The sequence below is a fragment of the Bradyrhizobium genomosp. III genome (assembly GCF_000261705.1).
GTDB lineage: Bacteria > Pseudomonadota > Alphaproteobacteria > Rhizobiales > Xanthobacteraceae > Bradyrhizobium > Bradyrhizobium ottawaense.
Genome location: NZ_AJQF01000328.1, coordinates 22,790 through 43,235 on the forward strand (window position 1 = coordinate 22,790; position 20,446 = coordinate 43,235).

A 20,446-nucleotide genomic window follows, 5' to 3' on the forward strand; every position below is an offset into this window, starting at 1 on the left:
ATAATTCCGTCGAAGGGCTTAGGGCCCCTCAACCACAGATTTTGCGGCCAAAACTTCACCTCAGACTGGACGCGTTCCCTGACTTCTTAGAAGAATAGCTCAATCGGATCAAAAGGGAACGGAATTGTCGGACGTCACACTCCCAGCCCCGGAGGAATCAAGCGGCACGGCAGCCGAAACCAAGACATTCGCCCATATCGGCGGCGTTCTCGATTTCTACGCCCGCAAGACGCCAGCGGCACCCGCCCTCCTCGCCCCGGGTCGGCCCGTCCTCAACTACGGCGCGCTTGGTGAGGTGACGCAAAATCTTGTCGACACGCTGCGCCGGCTCGGCATCACCACTGCCGACCGGATTGCGGTTGCATTGCCGCGCGGCGCCGACAGCGCGCTGGCGCTGATCGCGGTTGCCTCGAGCGGCGCCTGCGTCCCCGTCAATCCCGATCTGACCGCGGACGAGCTGCAGCGCTATTTCAGCGAACTGAAGCTGACCGCGCTCTTGACCCGGGCCGACATGAACTCGGCGAGCCGCGACGTCGCCAAGGCGCTGGATATCGCGGTGATCGATTTCGTGCCGGGACCGCAAGACGATCTGGGCGGCTGCAAATTCATCGGTCCGACGGTCGGGCCGGCGGCGACCGCGGGCGCCTCGCGCGGCGACGACGATGCGTTCATCCTGTTGACGTCGGGCACGGCAGCGCGGCCGAAGATGGTGCCGCTGACGCATCGCAATGTATGCCTGTCCGCCGCCAATGCCGGCCGCGTGCTGTCGCTCACCTCTCACGATCGCCTGCTCAACGTCCTGCCGCTGTTTCACGCCCATGGCTTGATCTCCGGCCTTCTGACGGCGTTGGCCGCAGGCTCCAGCGTGATCTGCACCGACGGTTTCGATGCACCGTCCTTCTTCGGCTGGATGCGGGAGCTGCAACCGACCTGGTACACCGCCGTGCCGACCATTCACCGCGCGCTGCTGACGGCGGCGGAATCCGACCCGGACCGCGCCCGATCGTCGTCGCTGCGCGTGATCCGCTCGGCCTCGGCCTCGCTCGCGCCCACGATCCTCGAAGGGCTGGAGGCGACGTTCGGCGTTCCCGTGCTCGAGACCTACGGCATGACCGAAGCGGCCTCGCAGATCGCAGCCAACCCGTTCGAGCTGCGCAAGGTCGGATCGGTCGGGCGCGCCGCCGGCCCCGAGATCGCCATCATGGACGAGACGGGCCGTGCACTTGCGAGCGGCGAGCGTGGCGAGATCATGCTGCGCGGACCGAACATGAGCCGCGGCTATTACAACGACGAGGCGGCGACACAGGCCGCCTTCCGCAACGGCTGGTTCCGGACCGGCGATCTCGGCTATCTCGACGCTGACGGCTATCTCTTCATCGTCGGCCGCATCAAGGACGTCATCAACCGCGGCGGGCAGAAGATCTCGCCGCTCGAGGTGGAAGAGGTCCTGCTCAGCCATCCGGCCGTGCTGGAGGCTGGCGTGTTCGCGGTGCCGCACGAAAAGCTCGGCGAAAACGTCGCCGCCGTCGTGGTGCTGCGACCGGATGCCGAGGCGACCTCGGATCAGCTGCGCCAGTTCGCGCGCAAGCGGCTCGCTGCCTACAAGGTGCCGAGCTTGATCCGCAGCGTGGCAGCCCTGCCGAAAGGCGGCAGCGGCAAGGTCAAGCGCAACGCGCTGGCCGAGCTGATCGCCAAGCCGGAGGACGGCGACGAGGCGCGGCTGCCCCGCACCGCGCTGGAGACACAACTCGCCGCGATCTGGGCCGGCCTGTTGGAACTGCCGCAGGTCGGCGTCGATCAGGACGTCTTCGCGCTCGGCGCGGATTCGCTCGCAGTGACGCAGATGCGCTCTCGTCTGCGCGAACGCTTCAACATCGACTTGTCGTTCGAGGACATCTTCGATTGCGCCACGGTCGCCGCGCTTGCAGCCCGGATCGACACCGCCGCAAGCCGGCGTGGGGCGGCACTGCCGGCTTGGCGGCAGGTGACGGAAGCAGACGCGCCGCTCTCGTTCCAGCAGCAGCGGATGTACGTGCTCTCGCGGCTCGATCCGACCCGCTACAATTACAACGTCGTCGAAGTCGCCGTGCTCAAGGGCCAGATCGACGTCGCCGCACTTCAGGCAAGCCTTGCGGCGATCTGCGCACGCCACGAGGCGCTGCGCTCGGTCTTCATCGAGCGGCAGGGCGAACCGGCGCAGCTCGTGCTGCAATCGCCGCCGCGGTTCGAGCGGATCAAGCTCAAGCCGTGTCCTGCCGACAAGCGGGCCGCAGTGATCAGGCGCGAGGCGCTCAAGCTCGCGCAATATCCGTTCGACCTGGCGCGCGAGCCGCCGCTGAAAGTCACCCTGCTGTCGTTCGATAGGACGAGCCATGCGCTGGTGGTCAATGTCCATCACCTCGTCACCGACGGCTGGTCGCAACGCCTGTTCTGGGAGGAGCTTGCCGCCCACTATGCCGCCGCACACAAGAAGAGCGTGGCGGCCCTGCCCGCGCCAGCTTTTCAATATCGCGACTTCGCGCTCTGGCAGCAGAGCTGGGCACAGACGCCGGCAGCCAAGGACCAGCTCGACTATTGGCGAGGCCAGCTCGACGGCGTCACCACGCTGCCGCTTCGGACCGACCGGCCAAGGCCGGAGGCCTGGAGCGGTCACGGCGCTCGCCACTATTTCGCGTTCTCCAAGGCTCTCTCGGGCGATGTCCGCGCATTGAGCCAGGATCAGGGCGTCACGCCCTTCATGACGCTGCTCGCGGTCTTCCAGTGCCTGCTGTTCCGCCACACCGGGCATGAGGACGTCGCGACGGGATCGCTGATCGCCAATCGCAACCAGATCGAGAGCGAGCGCCTGATCGGGTTGTTTGCCAACACGCTGATCCTGCGCAACGATTTTGGCGGCGACCCGAGCTTCGGCGAGATGTTGCGGCGGGTCCGGCAGGTCACGCTCGATGCCTACCGCAACCAGGACCTTGCGATCGAGGAGGTGTTGCGCGCATTGCAGATCGCACGCCGCAGTGACGGCAATCCGCTGTTCCGGATCATGTTCATCCTCCAGAACGCCTCGATCGAAGCGGCACGCTTTCCCGGCCTCTCGACGCGGCGGCTGGAGATCGATCCGAAAGTGGCGCGCTTCGACATCACGCTCGAGCTGGTCGAGGCCGACGGCCACTTCACCGGCTTCTTCGAATACGCCACCGACCTGTTCGACGCCGCGACGATCGACGGCATGGCGGCCCAGTTCAAGTCTCTGCTGAAGGCCGTCATCGCCGATCCGGAGCAGCGCATCTCGCGCCTGCCGCTCCTCAACGAGGCCGAACGCCGGCAATTGCTGGCGACAGGCCGGGGCGTGCCGGCCAATTTCACCACCCGCGGCAATGTGAGTGAACGCTTCGACCGCCAGGCCAGGACGACGCCGACCGCCATCGCGGTAACGGACGGACACACCTGCCTGAGCTATCGCGAGCTGGCGCGCCGCAGCCGGTCGGTTGCGCGCTGGCTTGTGCGCGAAGGGATCGGTGCCGAGAGCGTGGTGGCCTTGCTTGCGGATCGCGGCCCCGACTTGCTCGCCGCGATGATCGGGGTGCAGCGCGCGGGCGCGGCCTTTCTCAATCTCGATCCCGATCTTCCACCGGCGCGGCTCACGACCATTCTCGGATCGAGCTGCGCCCGCATGCTGCTGACCGGCCGCGCGCGGTCACCCATGGTCGGCGCGCTGCTCGAACCGCTGGTCGAGCGCATCCCGGTGGCCGAACTCGAAGATACGATCGCCTCGGGATCGACCAAGCCGGCCCGTGCGGTACGGCGCGCAGCCTCCGGCCTCGCCTATCTCATCTATACGTCCGGCTCCTCCGGCGCGCCGAAGGGCGTCATGATCGAGCAGCGCGGCCTGTCGAACCATCTGGCCTCGCTCATCTCCGAGCTCGGCCTCTCCGCCAGGGACGTCATCGCGCAGTCCGCGCCACAGAGCTTTGTCATCTCGGTCTGGCAGTTCCTGGCGGGGCCGATGGTCGGCGCGCGCGTGCATGTCTGCGACAATGCGATCGTGCAGGACCCGATCCTGCTGGCGCGGGAGATCGAACGCGAAGGCATCACGGTGCTTGAGATCGTCCCATCGCTTTTGCGCGTCATCGTCGAACGGATGAACGAGGCGCAGGTCCAGCGCGCCTTTGCGAGATTGCGCCTCCTGATCTCGACCGGCGAGCCGCTGCCCGTCGAGCTCTGCCGGGCCTGGTTCGCCCGCTGCCCGAAAGTGCCGCTGATCAACGCCTATGGCGCGTCGGAATGTTCCGACGACGTCTCCCTGCACCGCTTGACCAAAGCGCCGGCGACCGCGACGGGCAACGTTCCGGTCGGCGCGCCGCTGCCGAACACCCAGCTCTACGTGCTCGACGCCAACCTGCAGCCGCAGCCGGTTGGCGTGACCGGCGAGCTTTGCATCGGCGGCGCAGGCATTGGCCGCTTCTATGTCAACGATCCCGCGCAGAGCCGGCAGCGCTTCCTGCCCGATCCGTTCTCGCGCCAGCCAGGCGGTCGGCTTTACCGCACCGGCGATCTTGCCCGTCGCCGCGCCGACGGGACGATCGAATGCCTCGGCCGCGCCGACCATCAGGTCAAGGTCCGCGGCTACCGTATCGAGCTCAAGGAGATCGAGAACGCGCTGGCCGACCATCCGGGCGTGCGGGCCGGCATCGTCGAGCCGCGCCGCGAGGCGAGCGGCGACGTCAGGCTGATCGCCCATATCGTCGCAAAGCCCGACAGCCGGATCAGCGCCAGCGAGCTGCGCGAATTCCTGAAGAGCCGGTTGCCGGGCCACGCCATCCCGTCCGCATTCCTGTTCCTGGATCACGTACCGCTCAATGCCCATGGCAAGATCGACCGGTCCGCACTGCTGGCGCCGACGCAGCACGAGGCGCCCGGACCGGACGCGCCCGTGCCGGCGCGGCGCTTTACTGAAAAGGTGCTGTCCGACATCTGGATCGACCTGCTCAAGGTGGAAAGCCTCGGCGTCACCGACAATTTCTTCGACCTCGGTGGCCATTCGCTGCTGGCGGGCCAGGCGATGGCGCGCATCGCCCGCGCGCTCGGCGTGTCGCTGCCGATCAAGACCATCTTCGAGGCACCGACGATCGAGGAGCTTGCCCGGCGGGTCGACCAGGCCATGGCGGCGACGCCGCGCAAGCCTGTCGCAAGCGTGACGAGCCTGGCTGAAGCGAGCCGGGCCGACAGCGGCGGGCCAACGCTCTCGATCGCACAGGACCAGATGTTGCGGATCGAGCAGAACCTCCCGGGGTTGCCGCTGTTCAACCTACCCTTCGCCTTCCGTCTTCAGGGTCCGCTCGATGCGGCCGCCCTGGCACAGGCGATCGAGGACCTCGTGCGCCGGCACGAATCGCTGCGGACCGCGTTCGGCTGGAACGGCGAGGAGCCGGTCAGCCATATCGCCGCACCCGGATCCGTCGGCCGTGTCCTGACCATCGAGACGATCGGCGACGGTCACGCTCACAATAACAAGCGGCGCAAGGCCCTGGAGCTCCGGAAGATCGATCTTCTGATCCAACAGGAGACCTCTACGCCGGTCGACACGTCGCGCGCGCCGCTGCTCCGCGCCCGGGTGTTGCGGCTCCACGACGACGATCACGTGCTGCTGCTGACGCTGCATCACGCCATTGTCGACGGCTGGTCGATCGGCGTGCTGTTCGAGGAATTGTCGAGCCGCTATGCGGCGTTGGCCGGATATCCGTCGGCGCCGCTGCCGAGCCAGCCCCCGGCCTTTTCGGACGTCGCACGCTGGCGGCGCTGGTGGTGCGGCACGGACGCCGCCCGCCGGCAGGGGGCGGACTGGACGGAAAATTTGCGCGGCGCGGTCCCTGTCTTCGACGGCGAATCAAGCCCGGGCGCGTCCACCGGGCATCATCCGGTCAATCTGGATCGTGAGCTGATCAGCCGGCTCACCGCGTTCGCCGGCCGGCACAATGGCACGCTGTTCATGTGCCTGCTCACCGGTCTGAAGGCCCTGCTGCTGGCCCGGACGGGTCGCACCGACATCTCTATCGCCACCGCCATGGCCAATCGCGCCCAGCCGGACACCGACCGAATCGTCGGCCCGTTCGAAAACACGGTGATCGTCCGCACCCAAATCACGCCGGAGCTGTCGTTCACGCAGGCGCTGGCGCGGGTACGCCAGAGCGTGCTCGACGCGCATGCGCGCCAAGAGCTGCCCTTCAACATCCTGGCTGACCATCTGGAGCGGGAGGGGATCGATCCGGCCTCGCTGCTCCAGGTCTATTTCACGCTGCAGAATCCGCTGCGCCAGCCGCTCGATCTGCCGGATCTCACGACAGGATCGATCGGCAACATCGCACGCGAAGGCCAGCCGGTGCTGCCGATCGACCAGACCTGGCTGTCACTGATGCTCAAGGAGCGCCCGACCGGCATCACCGGCTCGTGCAATTACAAGCACGAGCTGCTCGACGGCCGTCGCATCGGCGCGTGGATGGAGGATCTCGTTGCGCTGCTGGGGGCCGCGGTCGCCCAGCCCAACACGCCGCTCGACGGATTACTCGCGCGCAACGCGGCGTGAGCGGATGACATCACGGACGAATACGGGTTCACTCGTCAAAGCTGTGCATGACCAAGTTGCATCTTGATTATTTGGCGTCGTCGCGCAAGATTATTCCGGCGTTTTGATTTGGACGATTATTTTCAACCGGGGGAGTGTTATGGGTTTCATCAAATTTACCAAGGGTACCTCGTTGAGCGACAAGGACCGCAAGGCCCTCCAGAAGCTGCTCGGTGCCGAGAAGAAGAAACTCCAGTCCGCGCTGAAGGACGTCGACGCCAGCCTTTCGGTGCTTGGCGGCTCGAAGAAAGCCAAGAAGAAGAAGAGGTGAGATTCGTCGGCCGGGACGCCGTACGAATCTTCAAGCTTCGCTTTTCGGGGATGGGCCGCTCGCGTGTCGAGTTAAGGTCTCGCACAAGCTTGCGCCTGTAAACCGGCCTGCAAATCGACAAGAATTCGCCCGGGTGGACCGCTAGAAGCGGTCCGCTTGATTGATTCTTGCTCAGTTGTTTCTTCCGTCGGGACCGGGGATCTGCCCTCGGCCTGACGCAAAAGGCCCAATTGATGGCGGACGACAGAATTGAACTCTTTGTCGGACTGATCGAGTCCATTGACGCACCGGGCGCGGTCGAGGCGTGCCGACGGCTGCTCTCGGTCGACGAACGGGTCCGGGCCGATCGCTTCATGTTCGAGCGGCATCGGCGGCAGTATATTTTCGCGCATGCGATGCTGCGCCTGGCGCTGTCGCAGATCGCCTCCAACGTCGCGCCGTCCGACTGGTCCTTTGCAGCCGGCCGCTATGGGCGGCCGTTTGTCGCAGCACCCGCGACCTCGAGCGCGCTGCATTTCAGCCTGTCTCACGCCGACGGCTGCGTCGCCTGCGTCGTGTCGAAGCATGAGTCCGTCGGCGTCGACGTCGAAACCGTGTCGCGGCGGGTGGCGCCGCTGTCCACCGCACTTCGCTTCTTTGCGCCGGAGGAGGTCGAAACGCTGCGCGGACTGCCGGAGCCCGCGGCGACCGAGCGCTTCTTCGACTATTGGACGCTCAAGGAGGCCTATCTGAAGGCCAGGGGCTTTGGGCTCAATCTGCCGCTCGACGCTTTCGCGATGCAGGTCTCGCGCGAGGCCATCGAGATCAGCTTCAAGCCCGATATCGCCGACGATCCCGACGGCTGGCGCTTCTCGCTGTGCTCGCCCTCGCCCTCGCATCGCCTCGCGATCGCCGACGGCTCCCGTGCGAACGGTGGCCTTCCCATCAGCCGCAATGCCTGGCCGCTCCAGGAAGCGGCTGAATGACGCCGCCGCGGCTGCGCGTCTTTCCCGCGATTTCGCGCAACCGCGACCCCCAGAAATATATCGGCGAGCTGATGCGGGTGGCTGAGTTCGCCGACCGCAACGGCTTCGAAGGCATTTTGCTGTTCGAAGGCAACGACGTGTTCGTCGAGCCCTGGGCGATGGCCCAGCACATCATGGCTGCGACGACGCGCTCTTCGCCGCTGATCGCCGTCAATCCGGTCTACATGCACCCGTTCACCGCGGCGAAATTCGTCTCCTCCCTGGCGCAGCTTCACGGCCGCAAGGTCTATCTCAACATGATCACGGGGACGGCGGTCAGCGACTTGCAGGGGCTCGGCGACGACCAGTCGCATGCCGACCGCTATATCAGGCTCGGAGAATTCGTGGGGCTGATGCGGCAGTTGCTGGCGAGCCCGCGACCGGTGAATTTCGCGGGCCGCTTCTACCGTGCGCACCATCTGCAGCTTCGCCCGCGCCTGCCGGCGGAGCTGATGCCCGAATTCCTGATCGCGGGGCAATCCGAGGCGGCCCAGCGCGTGGCGAAGGAGACCGGCTGCATCAAGATGCAGATGCTGCCGCCGGATCTCGATCGCGGCCTTGACGCGCCCGGCATGAATTTCGGCATCTTCGCCCGCGAGGGACGCGAGGAGGCGCGGCAGGCCGCAAAACTGCGTTTCCGCGACAACCCTGACGATCGCGAGCTTCTCGTGCTCACCATGGAGAACACCGATTCCGTGTGGAAGCGGCATCTCTATGCCGGCCAGAGCGGCGAGCTCGGGGACAATGGCTATTGGCTACTGCCGTTCCTGACCTTCCAGGCCGACTGTCCCTATCTCGTCGGCAGCTACCAGGAGATCGGCGCGAAGCTGAAGGACTTTGCGGCCAAGGGTCTGACCACTATTATGCTCGACATGGTCGCCGACGAGACCGAGATGCAGCACGTCTGCAAGGCGCTCGCGGCGAGCGGGATGTTTTAGATCACTCTCGCCGTCATGGCCGGGCTTGTCCCGCCATCCACGCCTTGCTCCACGCTCGAAGAACGTGGATGCCCGGGACAAGCCCGGGCATGACGACCAACGCGGGAAGAGGTGAAGATCCCTCACCGCGCCTCTTCAAATCCGGCCAGCACCGAGGTCAGGTTCGCGCCCAGAATATCCGAGAGATAACCGCCCTCCTGCACGAACACGGTCGGCAGGCCCATCCTGGCGATGGCCTGGCCGATGCGGCGGAAGCCGGGCGTGGTGACGGCCAATCCCTTGAGCGGATCGTGCTCGGAGGCATCGAGGCCGAGCGCGATGACGAGGGCACCGGGGGCAAAGGACTCGATCGCCTTGCGCGCGACGTCCATCGCCTGGATGTAGCCGTCATCGCCGGTGCCGATGGCGAGCGGGATGTTGAGATTGGTGCCGAGGCCGGGCCCCTCGCCGCGCTCATGGGCATAGCCCCACACATAGGGATAGTAGGCAATGGGATCGGCGTGGATCGACACCGTGTAGACGTCGGGCCGGGCGTAGAAGATGCCTTGGGTGCCGTTGCCGTGATGGACGTCGACGTCGAGGATCACGACGCGCTCGTGCTTCTGCCGCAGATGCGCGGCGGCAATCGCGCTGTTGTTGAGGAAGCAGAAGCCGCCGGCCATGTCGCGATAGGCGTGATGACCGGGCGGACGGCAGAGCGCATAGGTCGCATCCTCACCATCCATCACCATCTGCGCGGCGGTGACCGCAACGTCGGTTGCGGCGCAGGCCGCAGCCCAGGTGCCCGGACCGATCGGCGCCGCGGTGTCGGCGGTGTGCCAGCCGAGCTTGCCGACGATGTGGGTCGGATAGGTCGCAGCGTGGCGCACCGGATGGATGTTGCCGATCATCTCCGGACCGGAATCGCCGAGCGCAGTCCAGGCGTCCCAGGCTTCGCTCAGGAACGACAGATATTCCGGACTGTGAATGCGCGCGCGAGGGCCCTGTCCGAATGTGGTCGGCTCGACCAGCTGGTGCTTGCCGTCCTTCAACCCCTTCAGCAGGCGGTCGGCGCGCTCCGGCTGCTCGGTGGTGCGCTTGACGACACCGCGAACCAGGAAGAATTGCGGATCGTGGCTGCGGTGCAGTTCGGTATGGACGGCTTTCACTCAAACACTCCGTGCTTGCATGCTCTGGTCTTGACGCGTTTTCTTCACGCGAACCGGTATCCACTTCGCTCGAAAACGCTGTTGAGGCGGCGCCACAGACGTCTTGATCGCTGCGGCGGCCAGATGCAAGCAAGAAGAATGCCGTCTCGCCCTGCGGCGGAAGCAGATCGCAATCGGCGCTCAGCAGCGCCCGCGCTGCAGGCAGTGCTCGCGGCCCGGCTGATCGGTGCGGAAGGACTCGATGAAGCCGCCCTGACGCTGGGTGACGAAGACGGTCTTGCCGTCGCTGCCGCCGAAGGCGAGGTTGGTCGGCTCCTTGGCCTTCAGCGCGATCTCCCGCTCGACCGCGCCGTTCGGCTTCATCAGCGCAATCGTGCCCTTGAGAATGCGCGCGACATAGAGCCGGCCGGCAACGTCGGTGCGCAGTCCGTCGACGGTGTCGGGCTGAAACGCCTTGACGAGTTTGGCAGCCGTCAGCTCGTTGCCGTTGATCGCATAGGACCAGATCTGGCCGCTGCTGGATTCGCCGACATAGAGCGTCTTGCCGTCAGGGCTGAGATCGATGCCGTTGGTGGTGCCCATCGCGCGCGGCGCCGACATGATCTGTCCCTGCACCGTGCCGTCGGCGGCTTTCGTAATCCGCCAGATATGGCCTTCCCGGCCCTTCCAGTTCGGATCGCTCGCATAGATCGTGCCCTCGCGGGCGATCGTGATGTCGTTGGGCTGGTTCATCTCGTCGGAGTGAAACCAGATGCCCGGCTCGGTCGTCCCCTTCGCAATCGCGAAGATGTTGTGCTTCTTGTAGTCGGCGATGAACATGGTGCCGCTCCGGTCGAAGCGGATGGCGTTGCCGACACTGCCCTCGGGCAGCGCCGTGAACGGCTCCGACGCGGTGCCGCCGGCGGGCAGCCGGCCGATGGTGCCGGGCCTGCCGAGATTGACCACGAACAAATTGCCCTCGAGGTCAGCCGCCGGGCCCTCGATGCCGAAGGTGTATTCGCCGGGAGGCGTCACCTGCGCACTCTCGAACAGCTTCGTTTCCGCATGGGCGGACGCAGCCGCGACGGCGAGTAGGACGCTACTGCACAGGCACCAGAAATTCCTGCCGGATGTAATAGCCATCGCCGTCGGTGCACTCGCCATTCAAATAGGGATCGGCCGGCCGGAAGAATCGGCTGAAGCCGGGTTTGTCTACAGCGCTCCTTTGTGTCACGACAACGACCTTTCCGGCCGGTATTTCGCCGCATTCCTTGCTGGTTTTGCCAAAGAACTTGCGCTGCGGCGGGCCCGGCTTGATCCGCATCCGCGTACCCGGAACCATTGTCGCGACGAGCAGATCCGCGGTGTCCAGCAGACGTTTGTAGCCGGGCTCGGTCTTCGGCAGGCTCTCGCCGCCCGGCGGCATCAGCTTCTCCGCGCCGAGACCGCGCAGCCGCGTGCGCAGCTTGCCGGCGTCGGGATCGCCGGGATAGATCCAGCCGTCCTGCGAAAGCATGAAGCGGAGCACCGCCACATCCTTCTCCGCCTCCGATTGGCCGCCCTTCAAGCCGAAATCGGAATGGCAGCCGACGCAATGCTTCTCGACGAGGCCTTTGCGCAGCGTGGTCAGCCGGGCGCTGTTCTGCGCATCCCTGGCGACGAAGGCCGCGAGCTGATCGATCATCGCCTGGCTGCGCATGTCGCACGGCAGCGGTGGCGGCGGATCACCCGCGGCACGATCGATCCGGATCACCGTCTGGTTCTTGTCCTCGACCAGCCAGATCGCGCCGTCTTCCGCGACCGTCATGCCGACCGGCGCCCCTTGCGGCCGCGCGCCGTTGACGCGGTGCCAGCCTGCGATCAGCTCGTCGAACGGCGCGGCGGCGACCTCGCCGGCGTCGGACTGAAAACTGCGCACCGGATCCGCGGCGCAACTGACGTGGTAGCGCACCGGCGCGGGGGAAGGCTTGGGGAAGCCGCGATCGTCGACGTCGTAGACGAGGACGCGGCTTCCGGTCGGACGATATCCGTGGAGGCCGACCAGCAGCTTGCCCTCCAGCTCCGGAAATTTGCTGCCATGATAATAGAGCATCGCGAGCGGCGCGCCGTGCGGCGGCATCAGCGAGAGCGGCGGCTTGTAGAGCGCGTTGGCCGTGCAGAGCGATTTGTAGAGCCCGCCTTGCAGCACGTTCCTGAATTCCGGGCTCGGCGTCGACAGATCGTAGCAATAGGGCCAGCCATAGTGCCTGCCCTGCTCGATCGCGTTGATCTCCTCGTTCGGCTTGAAGATGTCGGGCAAGTCGCGGCTGTTCTCGCCCTGCAGGAAGGCGTAGCCGGCCTCGGGAAACTTCGGATGCAGCGCCAGCGCCATCGAATTGCGCAAGCCTCGCGCATAGACGGTGTGCGGCGGATCGGCATCGCCGGGCTTCAGCGCCGGGAAGACACCACCCGGGGGCGGCGTGAACAGCCAGATTGCTGCCATCGCGAAAGCGCCCTCGGCCGCCGCGCAAGGCTTTGTGATTGGCGCCGGCGTGATGCAGTCGTCGCTGTGCGAGCCGACATTGACGAATAGCCGCCCGTTCCAGTCGAAGACAAACTGCTTGAGCGGATGCGCGCTCTCCTGGAGCCTTGTGCCGTCGGGCAGCGTGATCCGGCGGCCCGGCATATGACGGATGATGGTCTCGACCGTGCCGCGCGGATTGTCGGCGATGGGATCGAACCGGAAGATGGTCTCGGCGGTCGAGGCGTAGAGCTTCCTGTCCGGACCGATGGCGAGGCCGAACGGATATTCGATTCCCGTCAGAAGCTCCCTGAACCGCTGGCCCTGGGCCGCGCGCGGGTCGAGCAGCAGCAGCCGTCCGTCGGTGTGGCCCCAGCCGCCCATGTCGGCCACCACGAACAGCTCCCGGCCCGGCACCTGGACAATCGCGCGCGGGAATTTCAGGCCATCCTCTTCGCTGGCGACGAGCCCGGCGCAAAATCCGGCCTTCATGTCGATCTGGATCCTGGGAAAAGCGAGATCGCCATTGCCGCAGGTTTCCGCGCCGATCGCATAGCCGCTGCGGCGGAGCGGCTCCGATGACGCCGCCGAGGCGAGCCCAAGCAGGGCCGCCAACACCCCCGCACACGCGCGCAGCCTTCGGCATTCACGCCTGGATGTGAAGTAGCTCACGGCGGCCCCCCAGATTTCCCCCGAAAAAGCTGTTTCATGCCGTCCGAACGCCGTCCAGCCGAACATCACTCGCCTGTGATTAAACCTGTACCGACCTCTGAGCCGACCAATATCCGTAGATTCCCTTACCGGGCTCGACCCGAATGTTTCGCGAAGGCTTCGGGTGGTATCGATTTGCCATCCAAGTTGCTCCGCCAGGAGGCGCATATGGTCCAGGTCTATTTTCACTGCTCCAACACCGAGGGCACGCTGATCGACCGCTACGGCGCCGCCGTCTCCAATCTCACGGAGGCGCGCGACCGTGCCTCCCAGATCATGAATTCGATGATCCAGACGCCCGGCGCTGAAGACTGGCGCGATTGGGTGATCCATGTCAGCGGCTCCGACGGCGAGGATCTGTTCGATCTTCCCTTCACCGCCATGCTCGGCAAGCCGCATTGAGGTGATGTCATGTTGCTCGCTTCACTGAGCCTGTTCCGCCAGCCCGTGAACTTCGTCGCCGCCAAATGGCAGACGCTGATTAGGGTCGCGGGCGACCCCTACCGCCCGGAGTTGCACTACATGCGCGGGCCGGGACCCAAATGGCGCGCCAAGTATCAGGGCAGCCGGCTGAACCGCTCGCTCTGAGCCTACGGCCTCGCCGCTTCCAACTCCGTCTCTCCTTCGTCATGGCCGGGCTTGTCCCGGCCATCTACGTTTTTGGACGTGGGTCAAAGACGTGGATGCCGGGACATAGGCGAGCGTAAGCGACGCCGTCCTTCGGACGGCTATGCCTGGGCATGACGAGTTGGGCAAGCGGTCCCTACCTCACCTCCCGGTAAACGTAGCCTTGCGCTTCTCAACGAAGGCATTGCGCCCCTCGATCGCGTCCGCGCTCTTGCGAACCTCCGCCTGGAGCTCTATCTCGCGGCGGAATTGCGCCTCGTAGGTCGCATGCTCGCTCTCCTCGACGAGCAGGCGCGTTGCCACCAAAGCGCGTGTCGGGCCCTCCGCCAGACGGCGCGCCAGAATCAGCGCCTCGTCCATCAGCTTCGCGTCGTCCACGACCTGCCGCACCAGGCCGATCTCCTGGGCCCGTTCGGCCGTCAGCGGCTCGTTCAGCAGCATCAGCTCGAGGGCGCGCTGGCGACCGATCAGCCGCGGCAACAGCCAGGTCGAGCCGAGATCCGGCACCAGCGCGATGCGGCTGAACACCTGGATGAAGCTCGCCGACCGCGCCGCCACGATCATGTCGCCGGCCATCGCCAGGCTGAAGCCGCCGCCGGCCGCGACGCCATTGACGGCGACGACGACGGGCACGCGGCATTCGCGCAGCGCCTTGAAGGCGGGCCAGTAGAGGCGCATGACGCCGGCAGCAAGATCCTCACCCAGCGCTTCCGACGCCTTCAAATTCTGTCCTGAGCAAAAACCGCGCCCCGCGCCAGTGAGGATCAGGGCTCGAATACCCTCGTCCTGCGCCATCTCGCCGATGGCGGCGGCGAGCGCGCCGAGCAGGTCCGGCGTCATCGCGTTCAGGCTCGCCGGCTCGTCCAGCGTCAGGATCCCGACCGCGCCATCCCGCGCCTGTTTCACACCAGCCATGTCGCGTCTCCCTTAGGATTTTCTCGTTGGTGGCAATGTGCCATCCTTCGGATGCCCCGCCAATGCTGAGCTTCCGCGCCAACACAGCTGGCGCCAGAACAACAGAGATCAAGACGACATCATGCCTCATCAGTTCAGCCTCAACCAAACCGTCCGCAAACCCGCCGTCACCTCCAAGGGCGGCATCGTCGCCTCGCAATCGCGGCGAGCGGCCGAAGTCGGGGCGCAGGTGCTGGCGGCGGGCGGTGACTGCGTGGACGCGATTGTGGCGACCACCATGGCGCTGAATGTGCTGGAGCCCTGGAATAGCGGCATCGGCGGCGGCGGTGCGATGGTGCTCTACCGCGCCAGGGAAAATCGCTTTGAGGTGATCGACTACGGCATGTGCGCGCCGCAGAGCCTGCGCGTTGCCGACTATCCGCTCAGTGGCGAGGGCGCGGCGTCCGATCTCTTCCCCTGGCCGCGGGTGAAGGACGATCGCAACATCCACGGCCCCGGTTCGATCGCCGTGCCCGGCGTCGTCGCCGGCATGGAAGAGGTGCATCGCCGCTACGCCAGAATGCCGTGGAAGGATCTGGTCGCGCCGGCAGCCAGGCTCGCCGGCGAAGGCCTGCTGGTCGATTGGTGGACCACGGTGACGATCTCGGGCTCGGCCGCCGATCTCAGGCGCTATCCCGCCAGCGCGGCGGCGTTCCTGAAGGATGGGCTGCCGCCGAGCGCGCCATGGGGCATCAAGGCCGAGACGCGACTGCCGCAGGACACGCTGAAAGCGACGCTGTCGCATCTCGCCGAGGCCGGACCGCGCGATTTCTACCAGGGCGATCTCGCCAGGAGCATCGCCTCCGACATCAAGGCCGATGGCGGTTCGCTGTCGGTCGAGGACCTCGCCGCCTTCCGCGCGCATCTGCGCGAGCCGCTGGCGATCCCGTATCGCGGCGGCAAGGTGTACGCGACGCCTGAGCTCACGGCCGGGCCCACCATGGCGCACGCGCTGCGCCTGTTGCAGCAGAGCCTGAAGCCGGCAAGCGCGCCGGACGCAGCCGCCTATGTCGAATATGCGCTCGCTCTGCAAGCGGCCTTCCGCGAGCGGCTCAAGGACATGGGCGATGCCGACGGCAAACGCTCGCTCGGTGCCGAATATCTGGCGCCCGCCTGCACCACGCATTTCTCCGTGGTCGACCGACACGGCAACATCGCCGCGGTGACGCAGACGCTGCTCTCGTCCTTTGGCTCGAGATATGTGACGCCGCACACCGGCATCGCCATGAACAACGGCATCATGTGGTTCGATCCGACACCGGGCACCACCAATTCGCTCGCGCCCGGCAAGCGCTGCCTCTGCAACTACACGCCCGTCATCGCCGAGACCAGGGACGGCAAGCGGCTCGCGGTCGGCGCCTCAGGCGGCCGCCGCATCCTGCCGTCGGTGATGCAGCTCGTGTCGTTCGCGATGGACTTCGGCATGGACCTCGATGCCGCCATCCACCAGCCGCGCATCGACGCCAGCGAGGGCGCGGTGGTGATCGGCGATGCTCGCTTGCCTGAGGACGTGCGCAAGACGCTGGGCTCGCGCTTCGACTATGAAGAGACCCGCGTGCAGGCCTTGCCGCAAAAATTCGCCTGCCCGAGCGTGGTGATGCGCGAGGGCGACACGAATTCCGGCGCGGTCGAGATCTTTCAGCCCTGGGCCGAGGCGGTGGCAGAAGCCTGAGCGTTCGTCGAATAAGAAGCGGGCGCTAGCAGAGACGCGCAACTGCTTCAACGGGTCATCGCGCCCACGCGGCCACGACGCGAGCCTCTCTCGTGTCCCGGACGCGCTGCAGCGTTCTTACGCTGCTGCGCAGCGTCCGGGGCACGCTCGACGCGCAGATCAGTGCCAGACTGCGCCAGCTTGCGTTGATTCGATGCGCCATCGCGCATCTCCGCGAGCGTCACGACTCCTCCACATTCGCAGGGAACTTACCTACCCGTCGTTCATTGATTGAACGGACAAATGCGCTCGCCCCAGTGGAGGACATGATGAAGAAACTTGCGCTCGCCGCGTCGCTGATCCTTGCAGCCGGCCTCACATTCACCAGTCCTGCCCTGGCCAAGGGCGGCCATGGTGGCGGACATGGAGGCGGACATGGGCACGGCCATGGTCATGGTCATTCGATGGGCCATCATCACCACGGCTCACCGCCCGGATGGTCGCGCGGACGCAAGGTCGGCTGGCGCGGTCACGGGTGCCCGCCCGGCCTGTGGAAACAAGGCCGCTGCTGAAGTCGGATATCTGCCAATGATGCAAGGCGCCGCTCCTGACCGGGCGACGCCTTCTTCACATGCCGAGCCGGTCCCGTATGCGGCCCGTAATCACCGCGGTCGTCACACCCACCGGCCAGAACGCGTGCATCGGGATCGGCTTGATGCCCGTGATGGGCATGTCGATCTCGGCCTCGGCGCCGCCGATCAGCCGGCGCGCGAGCTGCGCCCCCATCGCGGTCGCGAGCGCGACGCCGCGGCCGTTGCAGCCGAGCGAGATCAGGATGCCTTCGGCCGGCTCATGCACATGGGGATAGTGATCCCCGGTGATGGCGAGACGGCTATTCCAGCCGTGCGTCCAGGCAACGCCTTTCAATTGCGGCCACAGCCGCTCGGCATAGCGCATGAGATAGGCGACGTCGTGCGGCGACTTGATCCAGCGCATCGGGCCGCGGCCGCCCATTAGCAGGCGATTGTGCTGGTCGATGCGGTAGTAGACGGTGATGTGGCCGCTCTCGTACAACACGGACCGCGTCGGCATGATCGAGCTGGCCACCGCATCGGAGAGCGGCGCCGTGGCCGCGATCGACGAGAACACCGGCACGATGGTGCGGCGGAGCGCGGGCCAGAGATCTCCGGTAAAACCGTTGGTGGCGAGCAGGACCTTGTCGGCATGAACCACCGCCCGCGGCGTCTCGATGCGCCAGCTTCTGCCATCGCGGCGCAGTGACAGCGCCGGCGTCTCGCCATGCACCTTCGCGCCGGCCGAGATCGCGGCGCGTGCGAGACCACGGGCGTAGCTGAGGGGATGCAGATCGCCGCCGCGCGCATCCAGCATGGCGCCGATGTAGCGGTCGGTGCCGGTCATCTCGCGCAGCTGCTCGCGGTTCAGATATGTCACCGGCATGCCGCGGCGGGCGCATTGCTGCGCCGTCGTCTCGATCGCCGCGGCGCTGGCCGCGTTATAGGCCGCACGCAGCGTGCCGTTCTGCCGCGCCTCGCAGGGGATCTGGTAACGGCGGATCAGGTCATGGGTGAAGTTGGTGGTGCCGTAGGAGAACGCGATCATGCGGCGGCCGAGGTCAGCGCCGAAATCAGCCTCGATCTGATCAGGATCGTGCTTCAGGCCGGGATTGGTGTGCCCGCCATTGTTGCCGGACGCGCCCCAGCCCGGCTCCTGCGCCTCCAGCACCAGCGCCTCGACACCCTGCTCCGCCAGATGCAACGCGGTGGACAGGCCGGTGTAACCACCGCCAATGATCGCGACCGAAACATTCTTGCCCGTATCGAGCGGCGGCGTGGCAACCGGCGCGACGGCGGTGTCGGCATAGAGCGAGGGCGGCAGAGGCAGGCGCGCAGGCATGGCGAAGTCCGGTCAGAGCGGATGCAGCACACGCCGCAAGAAATCCTGCGTGCGCGGATGCTGGGGTTGGTTGAGCAGCGCCTTGGCCGGCCCCTGCTCGACGATGACACCGCCGTCAATGAACAGCACGCGGTCGGCAACGTCGCGGGCAAAGCCCATCTCGTGGGTGACGACCACCATGGTCATGCCGTCGTCGGCGAGCTTGCGCATCACGCCGAGGACATCGCCGACCAGTTCAGGATCGAGCGCCGAGGTCGGCTCGTCGAACAGGATCGCCTTGGGCTGCATGGCGAGGGCCCGCGCGATCGCGACGCGCTGCTGCTGGCCGCCGGAGAGTTGCGGCGGATGCGCATCGGCCTTCTCGGCAAGCCCGACCTGGGCGAGCAGCGCGCGGCCGCGATCGAGCGCCTGCGCGCGCGATTCCTTCTTCACATAGAGCGGTCCTTCGATGACGTTCTCAAGCGCGGTGCGATGCGGAAACAAATTGAAGCGCTGGAACACCATCGAGACCTGGGTGCGGATGTTCACGATCGACGGCGCGTCGCGGTCGACCTTGAGCCCCTCGACGCTGATCTCGCCGCGGTCGTAGCTTTCGAGCCCGTTGATACAGCGCAGGATGGTGGACTTGCCGGAGCCGGAGGGACCGACGATGCAGACCACCTCGCCCTTCTGCACCGAGGCCGTGATGCCCTTGAGCACCTCGTTCTCGCCAAAGCTCTTGTGGACGTCGTTCAGATCGATCATCGCTTGCCGGCCCGCTTCTCGAAGTGACGGACCAGCAGGATCAGCGGGATGCTCATGGTGAGGTACATCAGCGCAACAAGCGTGAACACGCTGGTGTTCTTGAAGGTCGAGGACGCGATCAGCTTGCCCTGCAGTGCGAGCTCGGCGACCGTGATGGTCGAAGCCTGCGAGGAATCCTTCAGCATCATGATCATGACGTTGCCGTAGGGCGGCAGCACGATGCGCACGGCTTGCGGCAGCACCACGCGGCGCATGGTGAGCCACCAGCCCATGCCGATCGACTGCGCCGCCTCGATCTGGCCCTTGTCGATCGCCTCGATGCCGGCGCGGAAGTTTTCCGCCTGATAGGCCGAATAGGCGATGCCGAGCCCGAGGATGGCAGCCTGCAAGGCGGACAGCGTGACGCCGAGATCGGGCATCACGAAGTAGAGGTAGAACAACAGCACGATGATCGGGATGCCGCGGATCACGTTGATCAGGCTGGCGCTGATCATCGACAGCGCCTTGATGCCGGAGACCCGCATCATCGCCCAGATCAGGCCGAGCACCGTCGAGAGCAGCAGCGAGCCGATGGTGACGACGATCGTCAACACGACGCCGTTCATCAGGATCGGGAAGAACTCGACGACGTCGTGCCAGAAGCCTTTCATCGGGCAGCCTAGTCTCTATCGATCAGCCCTGAGCCTTGAGGCCCCATTTGTCGAGGATCTTGTCGATGGTGCCATTGGCCTTCAGCTTCGCGAGCGAAGCGTTGATCTTGCCGAGCAGCGCCGTCTCGCCCTTGCGTACGCCGATGCCGACCGAGCCGACGGTGACGGGCTTGTAGCCGTCAACGAGGCGCACTTCGGGGAAGCCGCCCTGCTTCAGGTTGTAAGCGAGGATCGGATAATCGGCGTAGCCGGCCTTGAGGCGGCCGGTGTTCACGTCGCGCAGGATGTCCGGAATGGTGTCGTAGGCCTTCACGTCGGCGAACAGGCCGGACTTCTTCAGCGCGTCGACGAAGGCGGTGCCGACCTGGGCGCCGACCGTCTCGCCCTTCAGATCCTCCTGCGTGGCATAGGCCTTGGTGTCGCTCTTCGGCACGACGAGGCCTTCGCCATAGGTGTAGATCGGATCGGAGAAGTCGACGACCTCCTTGCGCGGCGCGGTGATGAACATCGCGGCGGCGATGATGTCGATCTTGCTCGAGGTCAGCGACGGGATCAGTGCCGAAAACTGCATCGGCTCGATCTGCACGTTGAAGCCGGCATCCTTGCCCACTTCGGTGACGAGATCGATCATGATGCCCTGGATGGTGTTGGTCTTGGTGTCGAGGAAGGTGAAGGGAATGCCTGTCGGGGTCGAGCCGACCTTCAGCACCTGCTGCGCCGAAGCGGGCGTTACGGCTGC

16 protein-coding genes are annotated in these 20,446 nt (G+C 65.9%); 8 read left to right on the forward strand and 8 right to left on the reverse strand.

Annotation, left to right across the window (positions count from 1 at the left end; all coding sequences use genetic code 11):
- Positions 1 to 124 precede the first annotated feature (124 nt).
- From IC66_RS0126720 to IC66_RS0126735, 4 genes are all read left to right on the forward strand, one after another.
- On the forward strand, positions 125 to 6,577 hold the full coding sequence (locus tag IC66_RS0126720) for a non-ribosomal peptide synthetase (protein ID WP_038949736.1): 6,453 nt from the start codon (positions 125 to 127) through the stop codon (positions 6,575 to 6,577).
- Between the two features lie 139 nt (positions 6,578 to 6,716).
- Positions 6,717 to 6,887 (forward strand): hypothetical protein, encoded by a 171-nt coding sequence (locus tag IC66_RS47805; RefSeq protein ID WP_162832248.1) that lies wholly within the window; start codon positions 6,717 to 6,719, stop codon positions 6,885 to 6,887.
- Positions 6,888 to 7,120: 233 nt separating this feature from the next.
- Positions 7,121 to 7,852: a 4'-phosphopantetheinyl transferase family protein gene (locus tag IC66_RS0126730; RefSeq protein ID WP_038949737.1), complete on the forward strand. Its 732-nt coding sequence runs from the start codon at positions 7,121 to 7,123 to the stop codon at positions 7,850 to 7,852.
- Positions 7,849 to 8,829, forward strand: coding sequence for an LLM class flavin-dependent oxidoreductase (locus IC66_RS0126735; RefSeq protein ID WP_038949738.1), 981 nt, complete (start codon positions 7,849 to 7,851; stop codon positions 8,827 to 8,829). Before IC66_RS0126730 ends, IC66_RS0126735 begins: the two co-directional genes overlap by 4 nt.
- Before the next feature lie 122 nt (positions 8,830 to 8,951).
- On the opposite strand, the gene IC66_RS0126740 is transcribed toward IC66_RS0126735, so the two are convergent.
- The 3 genes from IC66_RS0126740 to IC66_RS0126750 all read right to left on the reverse strand — a co-directional run bounded on the left by IC66_RS0126740 (position 8,952) and on the right by IC66_RS0126750 (position 13,074).
- The gene (locus tag IC66_RS0126740) at positions 8,952 to 9,977 is read right to left on the reverse strand and encodes a histone deacetylase family protein (RefSeq protein ID WP_028142225.1); all 1,026 of its coding nucleotides are present in this window, start codon (positions 9,975 to 9,977) and stop codon (positions 8,952 to 8,954) included.
- Positions 9,978 to 10,157: 180 nt separating this feature from the next.
- On the reverse strand, positions 10,158 to 11,099 hold the full coding sequence (locus IC66_RS0126745) for an SMP-30/gluconolactonase/LRE family protein (protein ID WP_038949739.1): 942 nt from the start codon (positions 11,097 to 11,099) through the stop codon (positions 10,158 to 10,160).
- Complete coding sequence (locus tag IC66_RS0126750) at positions 11,056 to 13,074, reverse strand: PQQ-dependent sugar dehydrogenase (RefSeq protein WP_244429173.1); 2,019 nt, start codon at positions 13,072 to 13,074, stop codon at positions 11,056 to 11,058. Before IC66_RS0126750 ends, IC66_RS0126745 begins: the two co-directional genes overlap by 44 nt.
- A gap of 261 nt (positions 13,075 to 13,335) precedes the next feature.
- On the opposite strand from IC66_RS0126750, the gene IC66_RS0126755 reads away from it, so the two are divergent.
- Positions 13,336 to 13,569: a DUF6894 family protein gene (locus IC66_RS0126755; RefSeq protein WP_018316955.1), complete on the forward strand. Its 234-nt coding sequence runs from the start codon at positions 13,336 to 13,338 to the stop codon at positions 13,567 to 13,569.
- 9 nt (positions 13,570 to 13,578) lie between these two features.
- On the forward strand, positions 13,579 to 13,755 hold the full coding sequence (locus IC66_RS47810; protein ID WP_162832249.1) for a hypothetical protein: 177 nt from the start codon (positions 13,579 to 13,581) through the stop codon (positions 13,753 to 13,755).
- A 180-nt stretch (positions 13,756 to 13,935) separates the two neighbouring features.
- Here IC66_RS47810 and IC66_RS0126765 read toward each other — a convergent pair whose 3' ends face one another.
- Positions 13,936 to 14,709 (reverse strand): enoyl-CoA hydratase-related protein, encoded by a 774-nt coding sequence (locus IC66_RS0126765; protein WP_038949742.1) that lies wholly within the window; start codon positions 14,707 to 14,709, stop codon positions 13,936 to 13,938.
- 121 nt (positions 14,710 to 14,830) lie between these two features.
- Here IC66_RS0126765 and IC66_RS0126770 point away from each other — a divergent pair, with 121 nt between their 5' ends.
- Together IC66_RS0126770 and IC66_RS45340 are read left to right on the forward strand one after the other, a co-directional pair.
- Positions 14,831 to 16,420 carry a gamma-glutamyltransferase family protein gene (locus tag IC66_RS0126770; protein WP_038949743.1) on the forward strand — a complete coding sequence of 530 codons (1,590 nt, stop codon included), beginning with the start codon at positions 14,831 to 14,833 and terminating at the stop codon, positions 16,418 to 16,420.
- 92 nt (positions 16,421 to 16,512) lie between these two features.
- The gene (locus tag IC66_RS45340; protein WP_162131343.1) at positions 16,513 to 16,971 is read left to right on the forward strand and encodes a hypothetical protein; all 459 of its coding nucleotides are present in this window, start codon (positions 16,513 to 16,515) and stop codon (positions 16,969 to 16,971) included.
- A gap of 55 nt (positions 16,972 to 17,026) precedes the next feature.
- On the opposite strand, the gene IC66_RS0126780 is transcribed toward IC66_RS45340, so the two are convergent.
- From IC66_RS0126780 to IC66_RS0126795, 4 genes are all read right to left on the reverse strand, one after another.
- Positions 17,027 to 18,313, reverse strand: a complete 1,287-nt coding sequence (locus IC66_RS0126780) for an NAD(P)/FAD-dependent oxidoreductase (protein WP_038949744.1) — start codon at positions 18,311 to 18,313, stop codon at positions 17,027 to 17,029.
- A 12-nt stretch (positions 18,314 to 18,325) separates the two neighbouring features.
- A complete protein-coding gene (locus IC66_RS0126785; RefSeq protein ID WP_038949745.1) occupies positions 18,326 to 19,057 on the reverse strand; it encodes an amino acid ABC transporter ATP-binding protein in 732 nt (243 codons plus the stop codon).
- Positions 19,054 to 19,707 carry an amino acid ABC transporter permease gene (locus IC66_RS0126790; RefSeq protein WP_038949746.1) on the reverse strand — a complete coding sequence of 218 codons (654 nt, stop codon included), beginning with the start codon at positions 19,705 to 19,707 and terminating at the stop codon, positions 19,054 to 19,056. The genes IC66_RS0126785 and IC66_RS0126790 overlap by 4 nt, the downstream gene beginning before the upstream one ends.
- A gap of 22 nt (positions 19,708 to 19,729) precedes the next feature.
- On the reverse strand, positions 19,730 to 20,446 hold a 717-nt coding region (locus IC66_RS0126795; protein WP_038949747.1), incomplete at its 5' end, for an ABC transporter substrate-binding protein.